Consider the following 18,203-nt stretch of genomic DNA (forward strand, 5'->3'; position numbering starts at 1 on the left):
CCAAGAGCAGCCTGCACGCGCTCCTGCGCACGATGACCGACCGCGGGTGGCTGCAGACCGACCCGACCGGCAGCGTCTACCAGCTCGGCATCCACTCCCTCGTCGTCAGCTCCGCCTACCTCGACGGCGACCCCGTGCTCGCCCGGGCGCAGTCCGTCCTCGACGAGGTCGCCTCGGCCACCGAGGAGACCGTGCACCTCGGGCGCCTCGACGGTGCCGACGTCATCTACACCGCCAAGCGCGAGTCGATGCACCCGCTGCGCATGCACTCCGCCGTCGGCCGCCGCCTGCCCGCCTACGCGACCTCGCTCGGACGCGCCCTGCTCGCCGAGATGCCGCCCGAGGACCGCCGCGACCTCGTGCCCGAGTCGATCAGCGCGATCACGCCCAACACCACCACCGACAAGGAGGCCGTGCTCGAGATCATCGACCGCGCGGCCTACCAGGGCTACGCGACCGAGAGCGAGGAGTCGTGCATGGGCGTGCGCTGCTTCGGCGTCGCGCTCCCGTTCAGCCACCAGGCCGTCGACGCGCTCAGCGTCGCGGTGCCGATCAGCCGCCTCGACAACGGTCGCGAGGACCTCATCATCGAGACGCTGCTCAGCGTGAAGGCCCGCCTGGCCGCAGTCCACGGCAACAGCCTGGTGCGCTGACGCCCCCGCTCGCCCCTCACCGCAACGGCCCTCAGTGGGCCAGGCGCTCCAGGACCGCCCGCAGCGGCGGCCAGCCGTCGCGACCGCGGCGGGTGACGGCGTACGCCCGGAGGAACAGCGAGGGCTGCCTCAGTCGTACGACGCTGACGCCACGCCGCGACGCTCGCCCGCGTGGCAGCAGCCCCACTCCCCTGCCGGCGACGACGAGGTCGTCGAGCAGCTCGAGGGAGTCGATGCGGTGCACCACCCGGGGCGTGAAGCCGGCGCGCGAGGCCAGGGTGCGCAGCGCCACCTCGTCGGCGGTGTTGCGGGAGTTCACGATCCAGTCGCGGTCGGCGAGGTCGCCCAGGCCGAGGTGGCGGTCGCGGGTCGGCACGCCGATGCCCCACTCGACGTCCCACAGCGGCGTGACCTCGTGGTCCGCGCGCCAGTCGAGCGGGGCGAGGTCGTAGTCGTAGACGAGCGCGAGGTCGACCTCGTCGCGGGCGAGCAGGTCGAAGGACTCGAACGGCTCGTGCTCGTGCACCCGGACCTCGATGCCGGGATGCGCGGTGCGCAGCTCGTCGATGGCCGGCAGCAGCGAGCGCCGTACGGCCGAGGCGAAGCCCGCCACGCGCAGCACGCCGAAGGGCTCGGAGGTCGGGTCGAGGTCGAGCCGCGCCGCGTCGACCGCGGCGAGGATGGTCACTGCGTGCTCGGCGAGCCGGCGCCCGGCCGGGGTGAGCCGCACGCGGCGCCCGTCGGGCTCGAGCAGCGCGCTGCCCACGTCACGGGCGAGTGCGGCGATGCCCTGCGAGACGCTCGACGTGGTGGTGCCCATCGCGTGGGCCACCTCGTGCATCGAGCCGAGCCGCGACAGCTCGAGGAGCATCTGGAGGCGACGGACGTCCACTCCGTCATTGTGCAGGTTTCGCGAACGGTCCGTCCAGCAAGGTCACGTGGACGCGAACACCACCCGCACCGTTCACTGGTCGCATGCAGCTCTCCCCCGCCCGCACCGGCGCCTCGATGGCGGTCGCCTCGATGCTCTGCGTCCAGCTCGGCCTCGCCGCGTCCGTCGGCCTGATCGACGACGTCGGTGCAGGCGGTGCTGCGTGGCTGCGCCTCTTCTGGGCCGGCGTGCTGTTGCTGGTGCTGGTCCGTCCGCGGCGCGCCACCTTCAGCCCGGCGGCGCTCCGTGCCGGCACCGCCCTCGGCGTCGCCACCGCCGGCGTGACGCTGCTGTTCATGGCCGCCATCGCCCGGCTCCCGCTCGGCACCGCCAGCGCGCTCGAGTTCCTCGGCCCGCTCGGCGTCGCCGTGGTCCGCAGCCGTGGCGCCGCACGTCTCTGGGCGCTGCTGGCCGCGGCGGGCGTCGTGTGCCTGACCCAGCCGTGGACCGGCGACGCCGACCCGCTGGGCGTCGGCTTCGCCCTGGCCGCGGCCTGCTGCTGGGCGGCGTACATCCTGCTGACGCAACGGGTCGGCGACGAGGTCAGCGGGCTCGGCGGGCTCGCCATCTCCATGCCGGTCGCGGCGGTGGTGGCCACGGTGGTCGCCGGTCCCGGCGTGGTCGGTGACCTCACCCCGGAGCTGATGCTCGTCGGGCTCGGCCTGGCCGTCCTGCTGCCGGTGGTGCCGTTCGCGCTCGAGCTGCTCGCGCTGCGCCGGCTGACCACCGGGGCCTTCGGCACCCTGATGGCCCTCGAGCCCGCCTTCGCCCTGGGCATCGGCTTCGTCGCGCTCGCGCAGGTGCCCAACGCCCTGTCCGTCGCCGGCGTCGCGCTGGTGGTCGCGGCCGGCATCGGTGCCGAGCGCAGCGGGGCGCGCCACGACGTGCACCTCGCCGAGCCGGCGACCCCGGCGCCGACCTCGGTCTGACAGGGCGCGCTCACCCGAGGTCGCGGACCCCGGTGGCCGACGGCGAGTTCTCCGTGGCGCAGAACGCCAGGCCGGCGGGGTCGCGCATCGTGTGCCAGCCGCGGCCGCGACCCACGTCCTCGGCGCCGAGCGCGAGCAGCCGACCGACCTCGGCGTCGAGGTCGTCGGTCCCGTGGTCGAGGTGTGCGCGGACCGCGCCGTCCGGCTCGTCGAGGCGCTGGAACAGCAGCTGGAGGGGTGATCGTCCGTCGTGCCACTTGCCGGCGAACTCGGGCGACGGCGAGTCGACCCAGCGGCCGGGCAGGAGGTCACGCCAGAACGCCACCTCGCTGTCGAAGGCCGCTGCGGGCGCGTCGACGCACACCTGGACGAGTCGGCCGCGATGACCGCCCGTCCACTTCACAGGCCCCGGGACGACGCGTCCCTCCTCCGGCCCGGCCGACCGCAGGACGCAGAACGGCAGGCCGCCCGGTGACGCCAGGGTGGTCCAGCGGTCGTGCTCGGAGACCACCTCCGCGCCGAGCGCGGCCGCGCGGGCGAGGGTGGCCACCGGGTCCGGCACCTCGACGTCGAGGTGGACGCGCGGCGGTCCCTCGATCTCCTGCACGTGGACATAGGGCTGGACGTGGGACTGGCCATGGCGCTCCCCCGCATCGGGTTCGAGGCTGCGCAGCTCGGGGTGGCCCGGCCAGGGCGCGCCGGGCTGCCACCCGAGCGCGGCGGACCAGAAGGCGAGCTGCGCGTCGTACACCTCGGGAGGGACGTCGAGGACCACGTGCAACCAGCTCGGGGGGACCGCCATGGCCGAGCAGTTCCCGCAGGGGCCCGGCTTCATCCCTGCCAGCGCCGCGCGGTCGTGGCGCGCCGCGGCAAGGTCTGGCACGTTGGGCACGTGACTGCCGAGGCCGCACCCGCCGTCGCGCCGCGCGACTGGACAGCCGAGCCCGCGGACGTGCTGCTCGCCGACGGGACCATCGCGGTCATCCGGTCGCTGCGCGAGGACGACCGCGACGCCGTCCTCGCGCTGCACGAGTCGGTGTCGGTCGACACGCTGCGGCTGCGGTTCTTCTCCCCCAGCAGGGAGGCCGGTCGTCACTACGTCGCCCACCTCTTCGCGCCGGAGAACACCCGTTCGGCTGCGCTGGTGGCCGTGATCCGCGGCCGGGTGGCCGGGCTCGCCACCGCCGAGCTGCTCTCGCCGGACAGCGCCGAGGTGGCCTTCCTCGTCGCCGACGAGGACCGCGGGCGCGGCCTCGGCAGCCTGCTCCTCGAGCACCTCGCCGCGCTGGGTCGGCGCCACGGCGTGAGCCGGTTCGAGGCGGAGGTGCTCGGCGACAACTACGGCATGCTGCGCGTCTTCCGCGCCGCCGGGTTCGCCGCGACCCGCCGCACCGTCGAGGGCGAGGTCGAGGTCGAGCTGCGCACCGACGCGTCCCGGGAGGCGGTCGAGGCGGCGGACCGGCGCGAGTGGCGCGCGGCCGCCCGGTCCCTGCGGCCGCTCCTGCACCCGACGAGCGTCGCCGTCGTCGGGGTCCGCCGTTCCGCCGGCGGCTTCGGTCACGGCGTGCTGCAGGCGATCCGCGAGTCGTCGTACTCCGGCGCGCTGCACGTCGTCCACCCTGAGGCCGAGTCGATCGACGGCCTCCCCGCCGTCCGCGGCCTCGCCGAGCTCGACGGGCCGGTCGATCTCGTCGTGGTCGCGGTGCCCGCCGAGGGCGTGGCCGACGTGCTGCGCGACGCCGCCGCGAACGGGGCCGGGGCCGCGGTGGTGATCTCGTCCGGCTTCTCGGGCACCGGCAGCGACGACCGGCGCCGCGAGCTCCTCGAGCTCGCACGCAGCCACAGCCTGCGCCTCGTCGGGCCCAACTCCCAGGGCGTGCTGGACAACGCCGAGGGGCTCAACGCGACCCTGCTCCACGACGTCCCCGACGTCGGAGGCCTCGCCGTCGCCTCGCAGTCGGGCGGCATGGGGTTCGCGCTGCTCGACCTCGCCCGCGACGTCGGGCTGGGCGTCCAGGCCTTCGTCTCGCTCGGCGACAAGATCGACGTCTCCAGCAACGACCTCCTCGCCGCCTGGATGGACGACGATGCCGTGCAGGCAGGCGCGCTCTACCTCGAGTCGTTCGGCAACGCGCTCAAGTTCGCACGGACCGCGCGCCGGTTCGCCGAGCAGAAGCCGTTGCTCGCCGTGGTCGGCGGCCGCTCCCGCGCGCGGCAGGACCCGGCCTCGGGATCCACCGTCGGCGTGGGCGTCGACGCGCTCCTCGACCAGTCCGGCGTCATCGCCTGCCGCACCGGCGCCGAGCTCACCGAGACCGCGCTGCTGCTCGTGGAGCAGCCGCTGCCGGCCGGCCTGCGGGTCTGCATCGTGTCGAACACCGGCGGCGTCGGCGCGCTGACCACCGACCGGGCCGACGGCCAGGGCATGGTCGTGGAGCCGCCGTCTCCCGGCCTGGCCGCCGCCCTGCGCGCGGCGGCGCCCGCCGCGGTCGACGTACGCAACCCGGTCGACCTCGGCGCCGACGTCGCACCGGAGGAGCTCACCGCCGTGCTGCGGGCCGTCCTCGACAGCGGCGAGGCCGACGCGGTGCTCGTCATGCTCGTCGCCAACCGGCTCACCGACCGCGACGCCCTCTTCGCCGCCGTCGCCGCCGCCCGCCCCGCCGGCGAGGAGGTCCCGCTGCTGCTCGTCGCGCCCGGGGCCGCCTTCGAGGCGGCGCGCGGGCTGCCGGGCGTCACGTCCTACCGCACGACCGACGCCGCGATCGGGGCGCTCGGGCGCGCCATGCGCTACGCCGCCTGGCGACGCGTCCCCACCGACCAGCCCGAGGTCGAGCTCGGCACGCGCGGTGTCCACGCGCGCACCTGGGCGCGCGCCCGCCTCGCCGCCCGTGGAGGCGAGCCCGAGTGGCTGGCTCCCGACGCGCAGGCCGAGCTGCTCGCGCCCTACGGCATCCACCTGGTCGGCACCCTGGCGTCCGGTCCCGAGCAGGCCGCGCAGGAGGCTGCCGAGGTCGGCTTCCCGGTGGCGGTGAAGGTCGCCGACCCGACGGTGCTGCACAAGTCCGACCGCGGCCTGGTGCGCATCGACGTACGCACCGGGGCGGACGTCGCCGACGCCGTACGCCGCTTCGCCGAGGAGCTCGGCCGCCCCGACGTCGACGTGCTGGTCCAGCCGCTCGTGCTCGGCCACCAGGCCTCGGTCGGGCTGGTGCGCGACCCGCAGCTCGGTCCGCTCGTCCGGGTGGCGGGCGGTGCTGCCGGCCCGGCCGGCAGCTGGGCCGAGGACGTCCTGCTCCTGCCACCGGTCGAGGCCGCCGACGCCGCCCGTGCCGTGCGCGCCCTGCGGCTGTGGCCGCAGCTCGTGGGCGACCACGGCCTGGAGGAGGTCGACCTGGCGCCGCTCGAGGCGCTGGTGGTCTCGGTGGGACGGTTGGCCGTCGACGTGCCCCACGTCGTCGACCTCACCCTCGAGCCCGTCGTCGTCAACGCCCACGGGCTCTTCTGCGTCGACGTCAAGGTCCGCATCGCCGAGCCGCCCGAGCTCGACACCGGTGTGCCGCGCCGCCTTCGCTCCTAGGCCATCGCCTCCAGCACTGCCGCCCGCACGCGCGGGTCGACCAGTGGCGGCACCTCGTCCGGGGCGAACCAGCCGATGTCGACGTGCTCCTCGGGCGCGACGTTGGCCGGCACGCCCTCCCACACCGGCACCAGCCAGGAACTCAGGACCGCCTCCCCGGCCCCCGGACGGACGGTCACCCGGCAGAGGTGGGACGTCGACGCCGCCGTGATCCGCACGCCGAGCTCCTCGTGGAGCTCGCGCGCCAGCGCCTCCAGCTCCGACTCACCCGCCTCCACCACCCCACCGGGCAGGTCCCACACGTCGGGGAACGCCTGCTTGTCGGGCCTGCGGTGCGCGAGCAGCACCCGCCCCTCGCGGACGAGCACGCCGACGACGACCTGGACCATCCCCGGATCGAAGCACGGCCGTACGACAGCGGCTGCGACGAGCTTTCGTCAGGCGCCCGCCGACTGCCGGTCGCGGAGGTCCGCCAGCGCCTCGTCGAGCTCGGGGTGGGCGAAGCGGAAGCCGTTCTCGAGGAGGCGGGCGGGCACCGCGCGACGACCGGTCAGCGCGAGCGCCGGGTCCGTGCGCAGCAGCATCGCTCCGATGCGGACCAGAGCAGCCGGCGTCGGCGGGGCCGCCGGACGACCGAGGCTGCGACGCAGTGCTGCCATCAGGTCGGCGTTGCGGGCGGGTTCCGGCCCGGTCGCGTGCAGGACCCCTGAGAGCGGCGACTCCGGCTCGAGGATCGTGCGGACGATCGCCAGCCAGTCGTCGACGTGTGTCCAGCTCACCCACTGGGTGCCCGGCCCGACGCGGCCGCCGAGTCCCCAGCGCGCGAGCGACCAGAGCCGGTCGAGCGCCGGGGTGTCGTTGTCCAGCACGATCCCGGTGCGCAGCACGACGAGCCGCCCGGCGTTCGCGCCCTCGACCGCCGCCTCCCACGCCCGGGCGACACCGGCCATCTGGGGCGGGCCCGCGGCGGGCGGTGCCGACTCGTCGAGGACGACGTCACCGGCGTCGCCGTAGATCGCGAGCGTGCTGGCCTGCACCCAGACCGGGACGGGCGAGCCGAGCGTGCGGCTCGCCTCGACCAGCGCCTGGGTCGGCTCCACGCGTGATGTCGTGAGCAGCTCGATGTTGGCGGCGGTCGGCCGGCGGTCCACGAGCTCACCGGCGAGGTTGACCACGGCGCTGCCCGCGAGCTCCTCGCCCCACGGCCCCAGCGTGCGTCCGTCCCACCCGACCTGGCGGTGGGGACCGGGTCGCGGACGACGGGTCAGGACGACCACCTCGTGCCCGGCGGCGGCCAGGTCGGCGCACAACCGACGTCCCAACGCACCCGACCCACCCGCCACCACGACCTTCACGGGCGCGAATGTACGGCAGCCCGCTGGCGGGTTCCGCGCACGCCGCACGTGAGCACACGTGTCCGAGATCTGGCCCTCGCCGGGCCGTTCGGAGGGCGACGTCTCGGACACGTGTGCGCGGTGACGGCTACGCCTCCCGCACGACCTCGAGCGCCTGGCGCGCGATCTCCCACTCCTCGTCGGTGGGTACGACGAGCACGGCGACCCCGGACCCGCCGGTGGAGACGGCACGCGCGGAGGAGGAGCGCTCCTCGTTGCGGACCGGGTCGAGCTCGATCCCGAGCCGGGAGAGCCCCGAGAGAGCGGCGGCGCGGAGCTCGGCGCTGTGCTGGCCGACGCCGCCGGTGAAGACCACCGCGTGCAGCTCGCCGAGCGCGGCGTAGTAGGCACCGACGTACTTGCGGACGCGGTAGGCGTAGACGTCGAACGCCAGGCTCGCCGCCCGGTCGCCCGCCGCGCGCCGCTGCGACACCTCGCGGAAGTCGTTGACCCCGGCGAGCCCGAGCAGGCCGGACTCGCGGTAGAGGGCGCGGTCGACCTCGTCGAGCGACCAGCCCAGCTCGCGGTGCAGGTGTCCGTGGATGGCGGGGTCGAGGTCACCGGAGCGGGTGCCCATCACCAGGCCCTCGAGCGGCGTCAGCCCCATCGAGGTGTCGATCGACCGGCCGCCGCGCACGGCCGCCGCGGACGCGCCGTTGCCGAGGTGCAGCACGACGAGGTTGGTCTCCTCGAGCGGGCGGTCGAGCATCTCGGCCGCGCGGCGCGACACGAAGGCGTACGACGTCCCGTGGAAGCCGTAGCGCCGGATCCGGTGCTCCTCGCGCCAGGCGACGGGCACGGCGTACGTGTAGGCGTGCTCGGGCATCGTCTGGTGGAACGCGGTGTCGAAGACCGCGACCTGGGGCACCTCCGGGAAGAGCCGGCGCGCCACCCGGAGCCCCTCGAGGTTGGCGGGGTTGTGCAGCGGCGCGAGCGGGACGAGGTCCCCCACCGTCTCGAGCAGGCGGTCGTCGACGACGACCGGCTCGGCGAACAGGTCGCCGCCGTGCACGACGCGGTGGCCCACCGCGGCGAGGTCACCGGCGTCGATGGCGGGACCGTGACGGTCGAAGGCGTCCATCGCCGAGCGGAGCGCGTCCTCGAAGTCCGCGACCTTCCGCTCCTCGGTGTGGTCCTCACCGCCCACCGAGTGCGTCAGCGTGCCGCTGGCCTCACCGATCCGCTCGACCGTGCCCGACGCCTCGGCCTCGCCGGTGGCGCCGTCGAGGAGGCGGTACTTCAGCGACGACGACCCCGCGTTGAGGACCAGCACCCGTTCGGTCACGATCGCTCCTGGGCCTGGATCGCGGTGATCGCGACCGTGTTGACGATGTCGCGCACCAGCGCCCCACGCGAGAGGTCGTTGACCGGCTTGTTGAGCCCCTGCAGCACCGGTCCGACCGCGAGCGCCCCGGCCGATCGCTGCACGGCCTTGTAGGTGTTGTTGCCCGTGTTGAGGTCGGGGAAGACGAAGACCGTCGCCCGCCCTGCGACGGCGGAGTCGGGCAGCTTGGTGCGCGCGACCGCGGCGTCGATGGCGGCGTCGTACTGGATCGGGCCCTCGACGAGCAGGTCGGGCGCCCGCTCGCGGACCCGCGCGGTCGCCTCGGTGACCTTCTCCACGTCCGTCCCGCTCCCGGACGTGCCGGTGGAGTACGACAGCATCGCGACGCGCGGCTCGACCCCGAACGCCGCCGCGGTGCGGGCCGAGGCGATCGCGATGTCGGCGAGCTGGGTCGCGGTGGGGTCGGGGTTGACCGCGCAGTCGCCGTAGACGAGCACCTGGTCCTTGAGGCACATGAAGAACACCGACGACACCACCGACACCTCGGGCACCGTGCGGATGATCTCGAGCGCCGGCCGGATCGTGTGGGCCGTGGTGTGCACCGCGCCCGACACCATCCCGTCGGCGAGGCCGAGCTCGACCATCATCGTGCCGAAGTACGACACGTCGACGACGATGTCGCGCGCCGCCTCGAGGTCGATGCCCTTGTGCGCGCGCCGCGTGGCGTACTCCTGCGCGAACCGCTCGCGCAGCTCCTCGTCGTAGGGGCTGAGCACGCGCGCGGCGGACACGTCGATGCCGAGGTGGGCCGCCCTGGCCCGCACGATCATCGGGTCGCCGAGCAGGGTCAGGTCGGCGACGTTGCGGCGCAGCAGGATGTCGGCCGCGCGCAGGATCCGCTCCTCCTCCCCCTCCGGCAGCACGATGTGCCGGCGGTCGGCGATCGCGTCGTCGAGCACCTGGTGCTCGAACATCAGCGGCGTCACCACGGAGGTGCGGGCCACCTCGAGCCCGCTCATCAGCTCCTCGCCGTCGACGTGCTCGGCGAACAGCGTGAGCGCGGTCGCGATCTTGCGCGGGGAGTCCTTGTCGAGCCGGCCGCGTCGGTTGGTCAGGGCGGTCGACGTGGCGTGCGTGCCGAGGTCGGTGGCGATGATCGGAAGCGCCACCTCCAGCCCGTCGAGGAGCCGGCCGACCTGCTCGGGCAGGTCCAGCCCGCCGTTGAGGACGATGCCGGAGATCTGCGGGAAGCTCGCCGACTGGTGAGCCGTGAGCACGCCGAGCACCACCTCGGGCCGGTCACCGGGGGTCACCACCAGCGCACCGTCGAACAGGCGGTCCAGCACGTTGGGCAGCGTCATCGCGGCGACGACGAGGCCCGGCACCTCGCGCGTCAGCTGGGACTCGTCGCCGCGCACCAGGTGCCCGCCGCACGCCGCCATCAGGTCGGCCACCGACGGCGCGCTGAGCAGCGGCTGCTCCGGCAGCGCGAAGGCCGGTACGCCGTCGCGGCGCAGCGCAACGGCCGTGCGCTCGGTCGCCGACGGGTCGACGCGGTTGGCGATGACCGCGAAGAGGGACGCGTGGTTGGCGGCGAGCTCGGCCTCGGCCATCGCCGCGGCCGTGCACAGCTGGGCGGTGTCGCGGCCGTTGCCGCTGAGGACGAGCAGGACGGGCGCGCCGAGGTTGGCCGCGACCCGGGCGTTGAAGGCGAACTCCGCCGGCGCCCCGACGTCGGTGTAGTCGCTGCCGACGATCACCACCGCGTCGCTCTGCTCGGCGACCTGGTGGTAGCGCGCGACGATGCGGTCCATCGCGCCGTCGGGGTCGGCGTGCACGTCGTCGTAGCTGACCCCGGCGCACTCGTCGTACGTCAGCGCGACGGCGTCGTGCGACACCAGCAGGTCCAGGACGTAGTCGTGCTCGTCACCCGTCGAGGCGTCGGTGCGGACCACCGGGCGGAACACCGCGACCCGCGCGACCCGGCGCGAGAGCTGCTCGAGCACCCCCAGCGCCACGGCGGACTTCCCGGTGAACCCCTCGACCCCGGCGACGTACACGCTGCGTGCCATGGGGCGAGCGTAGCGAGTGGTCGCGGTGGTGAACTCAACGACCACAACCTCGACGGTGGCGGCCTGGTCCCCCACCGTGATGATGGTCACACCACGAGGTGTCACAGCCTGAGCAGCGCCAACGATCGGAGCCCACCCATGGAGATCCTCCACTCGTCGATCGCGATCCTCGCCGCGATCGTCCTCATCATCAGGTTCAAGGTCGACCCCGTCATCTCGCTGGTCCTGGCCTGCATCTACCTCGGCCTGGCCGCGGGGCTGGGTGCCGAGGGCACGATCGAGCAGATCACCGGCGGGTTCGGCGAGATCATGGTGGAGGTCGGCCTGCTCATCGGCTTCGGCGTCCTCATCGGCGCCCTCATGCACGCAATGGGCACGTTCAGGGACCTGGTGGAGATCCTCGCCCGCCGCGTCGGTCGACGCCTGCCCTACGCGATGGCCGCCACCCTGGCCACGATCTTCCCCTCCATCTACGTCGACGTGCAGGTGGTGCTCGCCGCGCCGATGGCCAAGGAGTCCGCTCCGGCGGTCGATCGCCGCCACGGCCTGCCCTGGCTCGCCGGGGCCATGGCGATCGGCATCTTCGCCGGCTACGTCTTCGTCGTGCCGGGCCTCGCCGCGGTCGCGGTCGCCGGGCTCATGGACGTGCCGCTGGGGACCTACGTGCTGTACGGCCTCCCGATCGGGCTCGTGACGGCGCTGGTCACGACCCTGCTGTTCCGCGTGCTGCTGAGCCGGGGTTGGTGGAACGACGCCACGGACATCGACCCCGACGTCACCGTCGAGGAGGGCCGCATCCACGACAGCTCGGAGGAGGTCCCGGTCGCCGAGGGCTCGGCCCGGCTGCCGCTCCCGGTGAGGCTGCTGCCGATCCTGGTGCCCCTGCTGCTGATCGGCACCGGGGCGATCACCGGGCTGGCGGACATCACCCACCCCGTGCTCACCTTCCTCGGCGACGCGAACATCGCGCTCTTCCTCGGGCTGATGATCGCCTTCGTCATGGTGCGTGCGTCGATGGGTGCCGACGGTGTCGGCACGGTCCTCACCGCGGGGTTCCACACCACCGGCGAGATCCTGCTGGTGACCGGCGTGGGCGGCAGCCTGGGAGCGGTCATCGCGGCGACCGGCCTGGACAAGAGCCTGGAGCAGCTGTTCACGGCCGACGAGAGCGCATCGGTGGTGGTGAGCATCCTGCTCGCCTGGCTCATCGCCGCGGTCCTCCACTTCGCCATCGGATCGGTCTCCGTCGGCGCCATCACCGCGGCCGGCATCATCTCCCCGGTCGTCGGCACGCTGGGCGTCGACCCCGTGGTGATCGCACTCGCCATCGCCTCTGGTGCGATGTTCGCACTGCACGTCAACAGCAACTTCTTCTGGATGTTCAGCACCCTGCTCGACCTCACCACGAAGGGGAGCCTCAAGACCCTGACCATGGCGACGTCCCTGGGCGCGCTGGTGTCACTGCCGCTCGTGATGGTGGCCAGCGTGGTGGCCGCCGCCACCTGAACAGCAACAGGGCCTGATCTGCGTTTCCGCAGATCAGGCCCTGTTCTTTGTAGCGGGGGCATTGTTTGATCCCGCGCACCCTGGCTTCTTAGGTCTGGTCATCCACGCTCACTTCCCTGGTTGCGCACCTGGTCGTCCACCTGGTCCTGGGTTCAGCTTCGGTCGCCTCTACATAATCGATCAGCACAATCAGCGTGCCGCGGGTTCGCAGCGAGACAATGGCCTCGCTGTTGCTGGCCCGCCGCAGCGTGCCCGCCGTCACTGTCTCTGACCCAACGCGCGCTCGTACTCCCGCATGTCGAGCGCGAGTACGGTGCCGAGTCGTTGGAGCTGGTCGAACAATCGGATGGCGAAGTGGATGAGCTGGCGTTCATGGTCGCTGAAGGTCAGCGTTGTCTCTGGTTCGTCCGTCTGTCCATCGACGGGGGCCGGCGTGTAGTCGAACGCAATCTGGTCAAGGGCAACGCCGATGTCGAGGGAGTCTTCCTCCCCCGGCGCGGGGAGATGCTCGGCGAGCTTCGCCATTGCGCCTTCGTGCGAGGTCCACGAGGAGTGAGCCGTCAAGATCCCTCCGATGATGTGCTTCTCGCTCGGGTCGGTCGCGCGGTAGGTCCCGCCCGCGTGCTTGATCGCAGCTGAGCTTCGGTGCAGGCTGCGGACGGAGGCGACCTTCTCTCGTGCGTAGGTGAGGTAGGTCGAGTTCATCGTGGGCTTGGCCTCGAAGACGGCGTACACGCTCTCCACCGGCACGAACTTCGTTCCACCGCTCCCGCCGAACCACATCGGTGAGTACTGCTTGTCGTAGATCGCGACGTCGATCTGCTGGCTCGAGTCGCCTCGCGAGTCAACGGCGAAGATCGGCCCGACCGAGTAGCGGGCCGGCAGGAAGTCGCTGAGCAGCATGACCCAGTCGGCCTCGGACTGGTCTCCCAGGGTGCCCGGGTGGCCGGTGACGGTCCGAATGCCGGCGTGCGTGAGCAGCAGTCGGTCCTGGAGGTGCTGGAACGCTTCGTCGAGCTTGAACACTGGCTTCGTCTCGTCGGACGATCCGGGCGAGGTCATGGCAGGGCTCCTAGGTGGAGGGGTACGGCGGTCGCGGTTCGACCTTCGATGACCCACGTCACGATGGTTGGAGCATGTTCGCGAACGTGCGGGAAATCGCGTGAGATCGAGGCGTCATAGGTTTCCAGGCGAGCCGGCGGGCTAGGGACTCCGACAGGCCCGATGATGATGCTGATGAACCGGTCGAACCCGAGATCAGCGTCGTCGAGGTGGCGAAGGTAGGACGACAGATCGGTCTCGCTAGGCACCGGACGAACGTGTACATGCGTGTGCCACTCCCCCAGCCAAACGGCCCGTTGCTGCTGCCATGCCTCCTGAGCGAGCTCTTCGGCATGGTCCAGGTCCCTGTCGAAGGACGTCGGCGTGCGCACGGCCCGCGGGCCAGGGCCCCCTGCGACCGAGACGTGACAGCCCATGGACGTCTCGTGCCCGAGGAGGATCCCGCCGGTTTCCGATTCGACACCTCCAGCCCGTACGTGCTGCTCGATCGCAGCGAGGGCTTCCTTCGTGATCAGGACGTTGCTCCCCTCCTGCCCCGACATCTGCCCCACTCCCGGCTCACCGACCATCGGGACCCCAAGTGCGGTGGCGTCGTAGCGCTGACCGGGGCGTGGTCAGAGGGGGTCGCATGTGGGGCAGCCATCCCTGGGTGGCGGGAGTTCCGACCAGCGGACATCCATGGCCGTCGTGACGTCGAAGGGCTCGTGGAGCGTGTCGGCTGACGGTCGGAGGCCGACGACGGCGTGCTCACCGGGAAGGCGGTGCGCCAGGTCGCCGTGCTGCTGCTCGAGGACTGTCCCGACCGCGACCTTGGCGGCGAGGTGGCCGATGAACCACAGGTCCGGTCCGACCGCAGTCATCGGACGGTGCGGGTCACCCGTGCCGTAGCCGACCTCCTGATGTGCCTCGAGGTCCAGCCCGCCGCCAGCCATGAGGGCGGCGCGCTGGCAGAGCAGGCACCCGTAGCGGCCGCCCGGGCGAAGGCGGATGACCTCGCCGATGGCGCCGTCGTCAAGCACGCACGCGAGCACCGCAGGGACCTGCGCTCGTCGAGCGAGGTGACTCACAACTCGCCTCGCCGCGATGCCGTCCGCCGCGCAAACGACAGCGTCGTAGCGCGGGAACAGGGTGCGCATGTAGTGAGCTGAGCTCACGACGTTGACCGGGTACGGACGAACGCGTGTGTCCGGCCACGCGCGGGTGATCCGGTCGGCAAGTGCGTCAACCTTGAGCAGCCCGACGGACTCAGGGCCAAGGACGTGGCGGACCTGGTTGTGCCACAGGAAGCGATCTGGGTCGATGAGGTCCATGGTGCCGACGCCGTACGCGGCCAAGGCGTCTGCGACAACCCCGCCGATGCTCCCCACCCCGACGACACCTACGTGCATCTGCTGCAGCGCAGCGACGGGCCACTGTGGGTCGAGCTGGCCGATGCCGACCTCTTCCGGCTCAAACGCCACTGAGAGCGGGGTGACTCCATCGTCCGAGAGGTGCCAGCCCGCGTACTCGGGCACGCCGGCGTCTCGCCAGTCCTCCGGCATGTCGCGCTCGTGAGTGATGAGCAACAGCGCGCCTCCACGCGGAGCGCGCACGTTCGGCACCAGGGCGGTGAATCCGTCGTAAGTGATCGCTGTTCCGGGCCGGTGCATCAGACGCCAGTGCGCCACGTGGGTGCCGGCCGGTACGTCGGTCAGCCACTGACCGGCGACCTCGCGCCCTCCAACGTCTGCAAGGGCCCTGTAGGTCCGCGACAGGCGCGGTCGTGCACGGTAGTGGGCGGCGGTCTCGATCTTCGTGACTACGAGCAGGTCGTCGTCCTTGTTGGAGAACTGCGCGGCGAGTTCCCCACCGGCGAAGTTCGTCTTGTGGATGTACTCCCGCACGGCCGCGGGGACGATGATCTGGGTCGATTGCGCGCTCACGGGCGCACCTCGCGGACTTCTACTTGCCCTTGCTGGCCGGAGGAGGTCGCCGGTGTGTCGGGGGCTGCAACGCGGCCCTCCGCGCGACCGATCAGGCCGTCGAGCGACGCGTCCGAGACGATGCCAGACAGGGTCATGGTGTCGATGGCCCCAGCCTTCATGAGCGCGTACTCGATCCGCCACCCGCACGCCTTCTCCAGCAGCTCGACGACGCTGGTCGCCGGGTCCCAGTCGGCCAGGGTCTGCATGAGGCACAGGCTCCCGTCCGGAGCGACGTGCCACGTGTGCTGGCTGCGCTCGATGATCTCTGGTTCCGGAGCGATCGGGTAGACGCGCGGTGGCACCATAGGATGCGCGGCCGCGTAGTAGATCTCGCAGGTGAGGCCCTCGTCGACCAAGTCAGTCAGTCCGGGCGGCTCGGGGCGGTCGAACGGCCAGATCGGGAGCCGTCCGGACCACATGCCGTGGTGGACATCGTCGGGTGTCGCGCCTGGCCCCGCCGTGAAGGCCAAGTCGGGCGCGAACTTGGCGACATCCGCGAGGTCTCGTTCCAGACGGCCCGGTTCGGCGTCGTGCCAGTAGATCGGAGGTCCCAGCTCGTCGTGCGCCGTCATGCCACTCACCCCTGCGGGGTGTCCTTGACCGGCCGGCGCCGCGGCTCGGTCGTCGGAGTGGGGTCGGCCCCGGGCACGAGGGGCACGACTGCTGGCGACGGGTTGGGCGTGCCCGACTTCGACGGCGGGGGCGGCGGAGGCGGCGGGAACCCTTCGCCGAAGATCTCGTGCCACTTGGTGAGGGCCTTGTGGATGTCGTTGTTCGCCTGCGCCGTGATGGCCTCACTCGCGAGGATCGCCGAGCTCCTCAGACGCTCGCCGAGACCGATCATGTCAAGGTCGGCCTGAATCGCGCCGCACACCCCAGCAGGGTCCTCGATCGCGGTAGCGGACTCCACCCGGTAGGCGGCCTTGACGAAGAACTCCTTGAGGGCGGTCGGTCGGTTGTTGCCGGAGGGCATGTGATCGAGAGCGAGGATCTCCATGACCAGCGACTTGATGTCGATGTCCTGCTTGTGGGCCCAGTCCTTGAGCATGCGAACCAGGCCGGCGAAGCGGTTCCACTCGGCGTGTTTCTTGGCGACCTGCTCGATGAGCTCCTCGGGATCGGTGTAGATCCACTTCTCGCTGAGCTTCTCGGGGACGAGGAACATGCCCTCGCGCCGCAGAGCGGGCATGGCGTCGACCGTGAAGGGTTCGTCAGCGTCGGGGTCGTCGAGGAAGCACTTCACTGCATGGTTGCGCGGACTGGCGAGCCGCACCTCTTGAGCGAACGTGCCGTTGGTCGCACCGAGCAGCTTGTTCACGAGGGCACGGGTGTGGTCGAGCGCCTCGCCAGCCGACTCGCCGGGCGTTCCCCATGTCGGGTGCTCGGCGCCGTCGAACACGACGATCGTGTCGACGTCGTGGATGGGATCGCGGTGCGTACCGCGCCGCAGCGAGCCCGAGGACACCACCTCATCCACGTCGTCACATCCGCCGAGCGAGTCGGTGAACAGGTCGCGACGGCGCCTTGCCTCAACGACCTGGGGGTCATCGGCGTTGACGTGCTTCTGGTAGTCGTCGAACGCGTCGTTGATGCCGCTCATCGCGAGACCTCCAGCGAGGTAGCGCGCGTGCCCGCGCTCATGACGGGTGCAGGTGGCTGACCGGCCATCAGCCGGGTGGAGTAAGGGGTCATCGGGCGGTTTCTCCTGTCGAAGAGGTTCGACGGAGGTCTGACCCGCGTGAGATCTGTCTCTCAAATTCCCGTGCCCGGGATCTACCCCGATCGGGGGTAGGTGTGTCTACACTGCAAGCGACCAAGCAAAACGGTGTAGGCCTTGAGATCAGACGCACGTCGACTCAAGGCCTACGTCCATTTGAGGTGTGAAGTTGGCGTGCCGGATACACGATACGTGGCGCTTTGAGCAATTCGCGACGTTGTGAGCATCGAGAACTACAACGCTGTAGTTATCCACAGAGTACGGGTTAGGAACCTCTTTGGCTACTACATGTTGGGGTCGGCGAACAGCAGGCCACTAGATGAGTCATCCGCCATCAGGTGCGCGAGCGGTTCCTGTGGATAACGCGATGCCCTACGAATCCCATCTGTCTCGTGCGCCACACCAGCCCCAGCTCCGCACCTTCGACCGTTATCAAATCGTTATCCCCGACGGTCTATCCGTCCAAAACTTGCGGCGTCCCCTGGCTCTTTCTGGCGGTTGACTAGATTCGCGCTCATGAGCGCGCCGGTCACGACCTTCGACATCGAGCTCTCTCCGGTAGCGCGTCAGCTCGCGGTGGCCTACCTGCACGACGTCGACCTCGTCGCCGGGCATGAACCCGCAGTGGGCGACCGGTTGGTCCTCCGCGACGAGGGCATGGCCGTCTGGGATGCCGAGGTCGTCGCGATCGAAGGGCTCCGGTTGGGACACAAGTACCGACTCCACATCAGCCCCCGCTCCGGGTAGCGGTAGCGCGAACGAGTCCACAGCCCGTCAGCGGATGCGCGCGGATGTCGTGCCGACCGCGACCCTGACGGCATGAGCATCCCTGAACAGCGCGCCCGTTGGCGCCGACGTGCGACCTGGTTGACGCAGCTGGGCCTTGCCGCCGACGAGCCCGCCCCCGCGGAGACCGTTGAAGAGGTCGGCCATTCTGTGCTCCACCTCCTAGGTGAGATTGAGCGCCTCGAGGATGAGCTGCGCGAATCGCACCGGATCGGTGTTTGGTTGTACGACCATCTCTCCCCGGGAGCCCGCATCCTCCTCGGCGACGTGTCCGAGTGGCCGTGGCTTGTGACCAACACCGAGGAGCGATGATCGCGGTGGCGC

17 protein-coding genes are annotated in these 18,203 nt (G+C 71.5%); 6 read left to right on the plus strand and 11 right to left on the minus strand.

Annotated elements, in window-relative coordinates; translation table 11 throughout:
- Positions 1-653, plus strand: a 653-nt coding sequence (locus tag Q9S36_RS42090) for an IclR family transcriptional regulator (protein WP_311290726.1), incomplete at its 5' end; no start/stop codon positions are given.
- Positions 654-684: 31 nt separating this feature from the next.
- Here Q9S36_RS42090 and Q9S36_RS42095 read toward each other — a convergent pair.
- Positions 685-1,545, minus strand: coding sequence for a LysR substrate-binding domain-containing protein (locus Q9S36_RS42095; RefSeq protein ID WP_311290727.1), 861 nt, complete (start codon positions 1,543-1,545; stop codon positions 685-687).
- Between the two features lie 83 nt (positions 1,546-1,628).
- On the opposite strand from Q9S36_RS42095, the gene Q9S36_RS42100 reads away from it, so the two are divergent.
- Complete coding sequence (locus Q9S36_RS42100; protein ID WP_311290728.1) at positions 1,629-2,513, plus strand: EamA family transporter; 885 nt, start codon at positions 1,629-1,631, stop codon at positions 2,511-2,513.
- 10 nt (positions 2,514-2,523) lie between these two features.
- On the opposite strand, the gene Q9S36_RS42105 is transcribed toward Q9S36_RS42100, so the two are convergent.
- Positions 2,524-3,315, minus strand: a complete 792-nt coding sequence (locus Q9S36_RS42105; protein WP_311290729.1) for a VOC family protein — start codon at positions 3,313-3,315, stop codon at positions 2,524-2,526.
- A 90-nt stretch (positions 3,316-3,405) separates the two neighbouring features.
- On the opposite strand from Q9S36_RS42105, the gene Q9S36_RS42110 reads away from it, so the two are divergent.
- On the plus strand, positions 3,406-6,093 hold the full coding sequence (locus Q9S36_RS42110) for a GNAT family N-acetyltransferase (protein ID WP_311290730.1): 2,688 nt from the start codon (positions 3,406-3,408) through the stop codon (positions 6,091-6,093).
- Here the strand turns inward: Q9S36_RS42110 and Q9S36_RS42115 are convergent.
- From Q9S36_RS42115 to pta, 4 genes are all read right to left on the minus strand, one after another.
- Positions 6,090-6,482 carry an NUDIX domain-containing protein gene (locus tag Q9S36_RS42115; RefSeq protein ID WP_311290731.1) on the minus strand — a complete coding sequence of 131 codons (393 nt, stop codon included), beginning with the start codon at positions 6,480-6,482 and terminating at the stop codon, positions 6,090-6,092. The two genes, Q9S36_RS42110 and Q9S36_RS42115, sit on opposite strands and share 4 nt — an antisense overlap.
- 48 nt (positions 6,483-6,530) lie before the next feature.
- Positions 6,531-7,448, minus strand: a complete 918-nt coding sequence (locus tag Q9S36_RS42120) for a TIGR01777 family oxidoreductase (protein WP_311290732.1) — start codon at positions 7,446-7,448, stop codon at positions 6,531-6,533.
- Positions 7,449-7,575: 127 nt separating this feature from the next.
- On the minus strand, positions 7,576-8,772 hold the full coding sequence (locus tag Q9S36_RS42125; protein ID WP_311290733.1) for an acetate kinase: 1,197 nt from the start codon (positions 8,770-8,772) through the stop codon (positions 7,576-7,578).
- Complete coding sequence (gene pta, locus Q9S36_RS42130) at positions 8,769-10,844, minus strand: phosphate acetyltransferase (RefSeq protein ID WP_311290734.1); 2,076 nt, start codon at positions 10,842-10,844, stop codon at positions 8,769-8,771. Before pta ends, Q9S36_RS42125 begins: the two co-directional genes overlap by 4 nt.
- A gap of 138 nt (positions 10,845-10,982) precedes the next feature.
- Between pta and Q9S36_RS42135 the strand changes: the two genes are divergently transcribed.
- Entirely contained in the window at positions 10,983-12,350 is a 1,368-nt protein-coding gene (locus Q9S36_RS42135) for an SLC13 family permease (RefSeq protein WP_311290735.1), read from the plus strand.
- Positions 12,351-12,608: 258 nt separating this feature from the next.
- Here the strand turns inward: Q9S36_RS42135 and Q9S36_RS42140 are convergent, their stop codons facing one another.
- Genes Q9S36_RS42140 through Q9S36_RS42155 form a run of 5 tightly spaced genes read right to left on the minus strand, consistent with a single transcriptional unit; the run spans position 12,609 to position 16,976 of the window.
- Complete coding sequence (locus Q9S36_RS42140) at positions 12,609-13,376, minus strand: DUF6602 domain-containing protein (protein ID WP_311290736.1); 768 nt, start codon at positions 13,374-13,376, stop codon at positions 12,609-12,611.
- 32 nt (positions 13,377-13,408) lie between these two features.
- Positions 13,409-13,981, minus strand: coding sequence for a Mov34/MPN/PAD-1 family protein (locus Q9S36_RS51710; RefSeq protein WP_396653953.1), 573 nt, complete (start codon positions 13,979-13,981; stop codon positions 13,409-13,411).
- Positions 13,982-14,026: 45 nt separating this feature from the next.
- Positions 14,027-15,295, minus strand: a complete 1,269-nt coding sequence (locus Q9S36_RS42145; protein ID WP_311290737.1) for a ThiF family adenylyltransferase — start codon at positions 15,293-15,295, stop codon at positions 14,027-14,029.
- 35 nt (positions 15,296-15,330) lie between these two features.
- A complete protein-coding gene (locus Q9S36_RS42150; protein WP_311290738.1) occupies positions 15,331-15,948 on the minus strand; it encodes a hypothetical protein in 618 nt (205 codons plus the stop codon).
- Between the two features lie 5 nt (positions 15,949-15,953).
- Positions 15,954-16,976 carry a nucleotidyltransferase gene (locus tag Q9S36_RS42155; protein WP_311290739.1) on the minus strand — a complete coding sequence of 341 codons (1,023 nt, stop codon included), beginning with the start codon at positions 16,974-16,976 and terminating at the stop codon, positions 15,954-15,956.
- A gap of 633 nt (positions 16,977-17,609) precedes the next feature.
- On the opposite strand from Q9S36_RS42155, the gene Q9S36_RS42160 reads away from it, so the two are divergent.
- Positions 17,610-17,840, plus strand: a complete 231-nt coding sequence (locus tag Q9S36_RS42160) for a hypothetical protein (RefSeq protein ID WP_311290740.1) — start codon at positions 17,610-17,612, stop codon at positions 17,838-17,840.
- Between the two features lie 72 nt (positions 17,841-17,912).
- The gene (locus Q9S36_RS42165; RefSeq protein ID WP_311290741.1) at positions 17,913-18,191 is read left to right on the plus strand and encodes a hypothetical protein; all 279 of its coding nucleotides are present in this window, start codon (positions 17,913-17,915) and stop codon (positions 18,189-18,191) included.
- Positions 18,192-18,203 lie beyond the last annotated feature (12 nt).

This window comes from Microbacterium sp. ARD31 (assembly GCF_031844425.1).

Excerpts from the sequence above, each read along its gene's own strand:
- Q9S36_RS42100 (WP_311290728.1), top strand. The coding sequence starts at position 1,629 with ATGCAGCTCTCCCCCGCCCGCACCGGCGCCTCGATGGCGGTCGCCTCG.
- Q9S36_RS42105 (WP_311290729.1), bottom strand. The coding sequence starts at position 3,315 with ATGGCGGTCCCCCCGAGCTGGTTGCACGTGGTCCTCGACGTCCCTCCC.
- Q9S36_RS42115 (WP_311290731.1), bottom strand. The coding sequence starts at position 6,482 with ATGGTCCAGGTCGTCGTCGGCGTGCTCGTCCGCGAGGGGCGGGTGCTG.
- pta (WP_311290734.1), bottom strand. The coding sequence starts at position 10,844 with ATGGCACGCAGCGTGTACGTCGCCGGGGTCGAGGGGTTCACCGGGAAG.
- Q9S36_RS42135 (WP_311290735.1), top strand. The coding sequence starts at position 10,983 with ATGGAGATCCTCCACTCGTCGATCGCGATCCTCGCCGCGATCGTCCTC.
- Q9S36_RS51710 (WP_396653953.1), bottom strand. The coding sequence starts at position 13,981 with ATGGTCGGTGAGCCGGGAGTGGGGCAGATGTCGGGGCAGGAGGGGAGC.
- Q9S36_RS42150 (WP_311290738.1), bottom strand. The coding sequence starts at position 15,948 with ATGACGGCGCACGACGAGCTGGGACCTCCGATCTACTGGCACGACGCC.
- Q9S36_RS42155 (WP_311290739.1), bottom strand. The coding sequence starts at position 16,976 with ATGAGCGGCATCAACGACGCGTTCGACGACTACCAGAAGCACGTCAAC.
- Q9S36_RS42160 (WP_311290740.1), top strand. The coding sequence starts at position 17,610 with ATGAGCGCGCCGGTCACGACCTTCGACATCGAGCTCTCTCCGGTAGCG.
- Q9S36_RS42165 (WP_311290741.1), top strand. The coding sequence starts at position 17,913 with ATGAGCATCCCTGAACAGCGCGCCCGTTGGCGCCGACGTGCGACCTGG.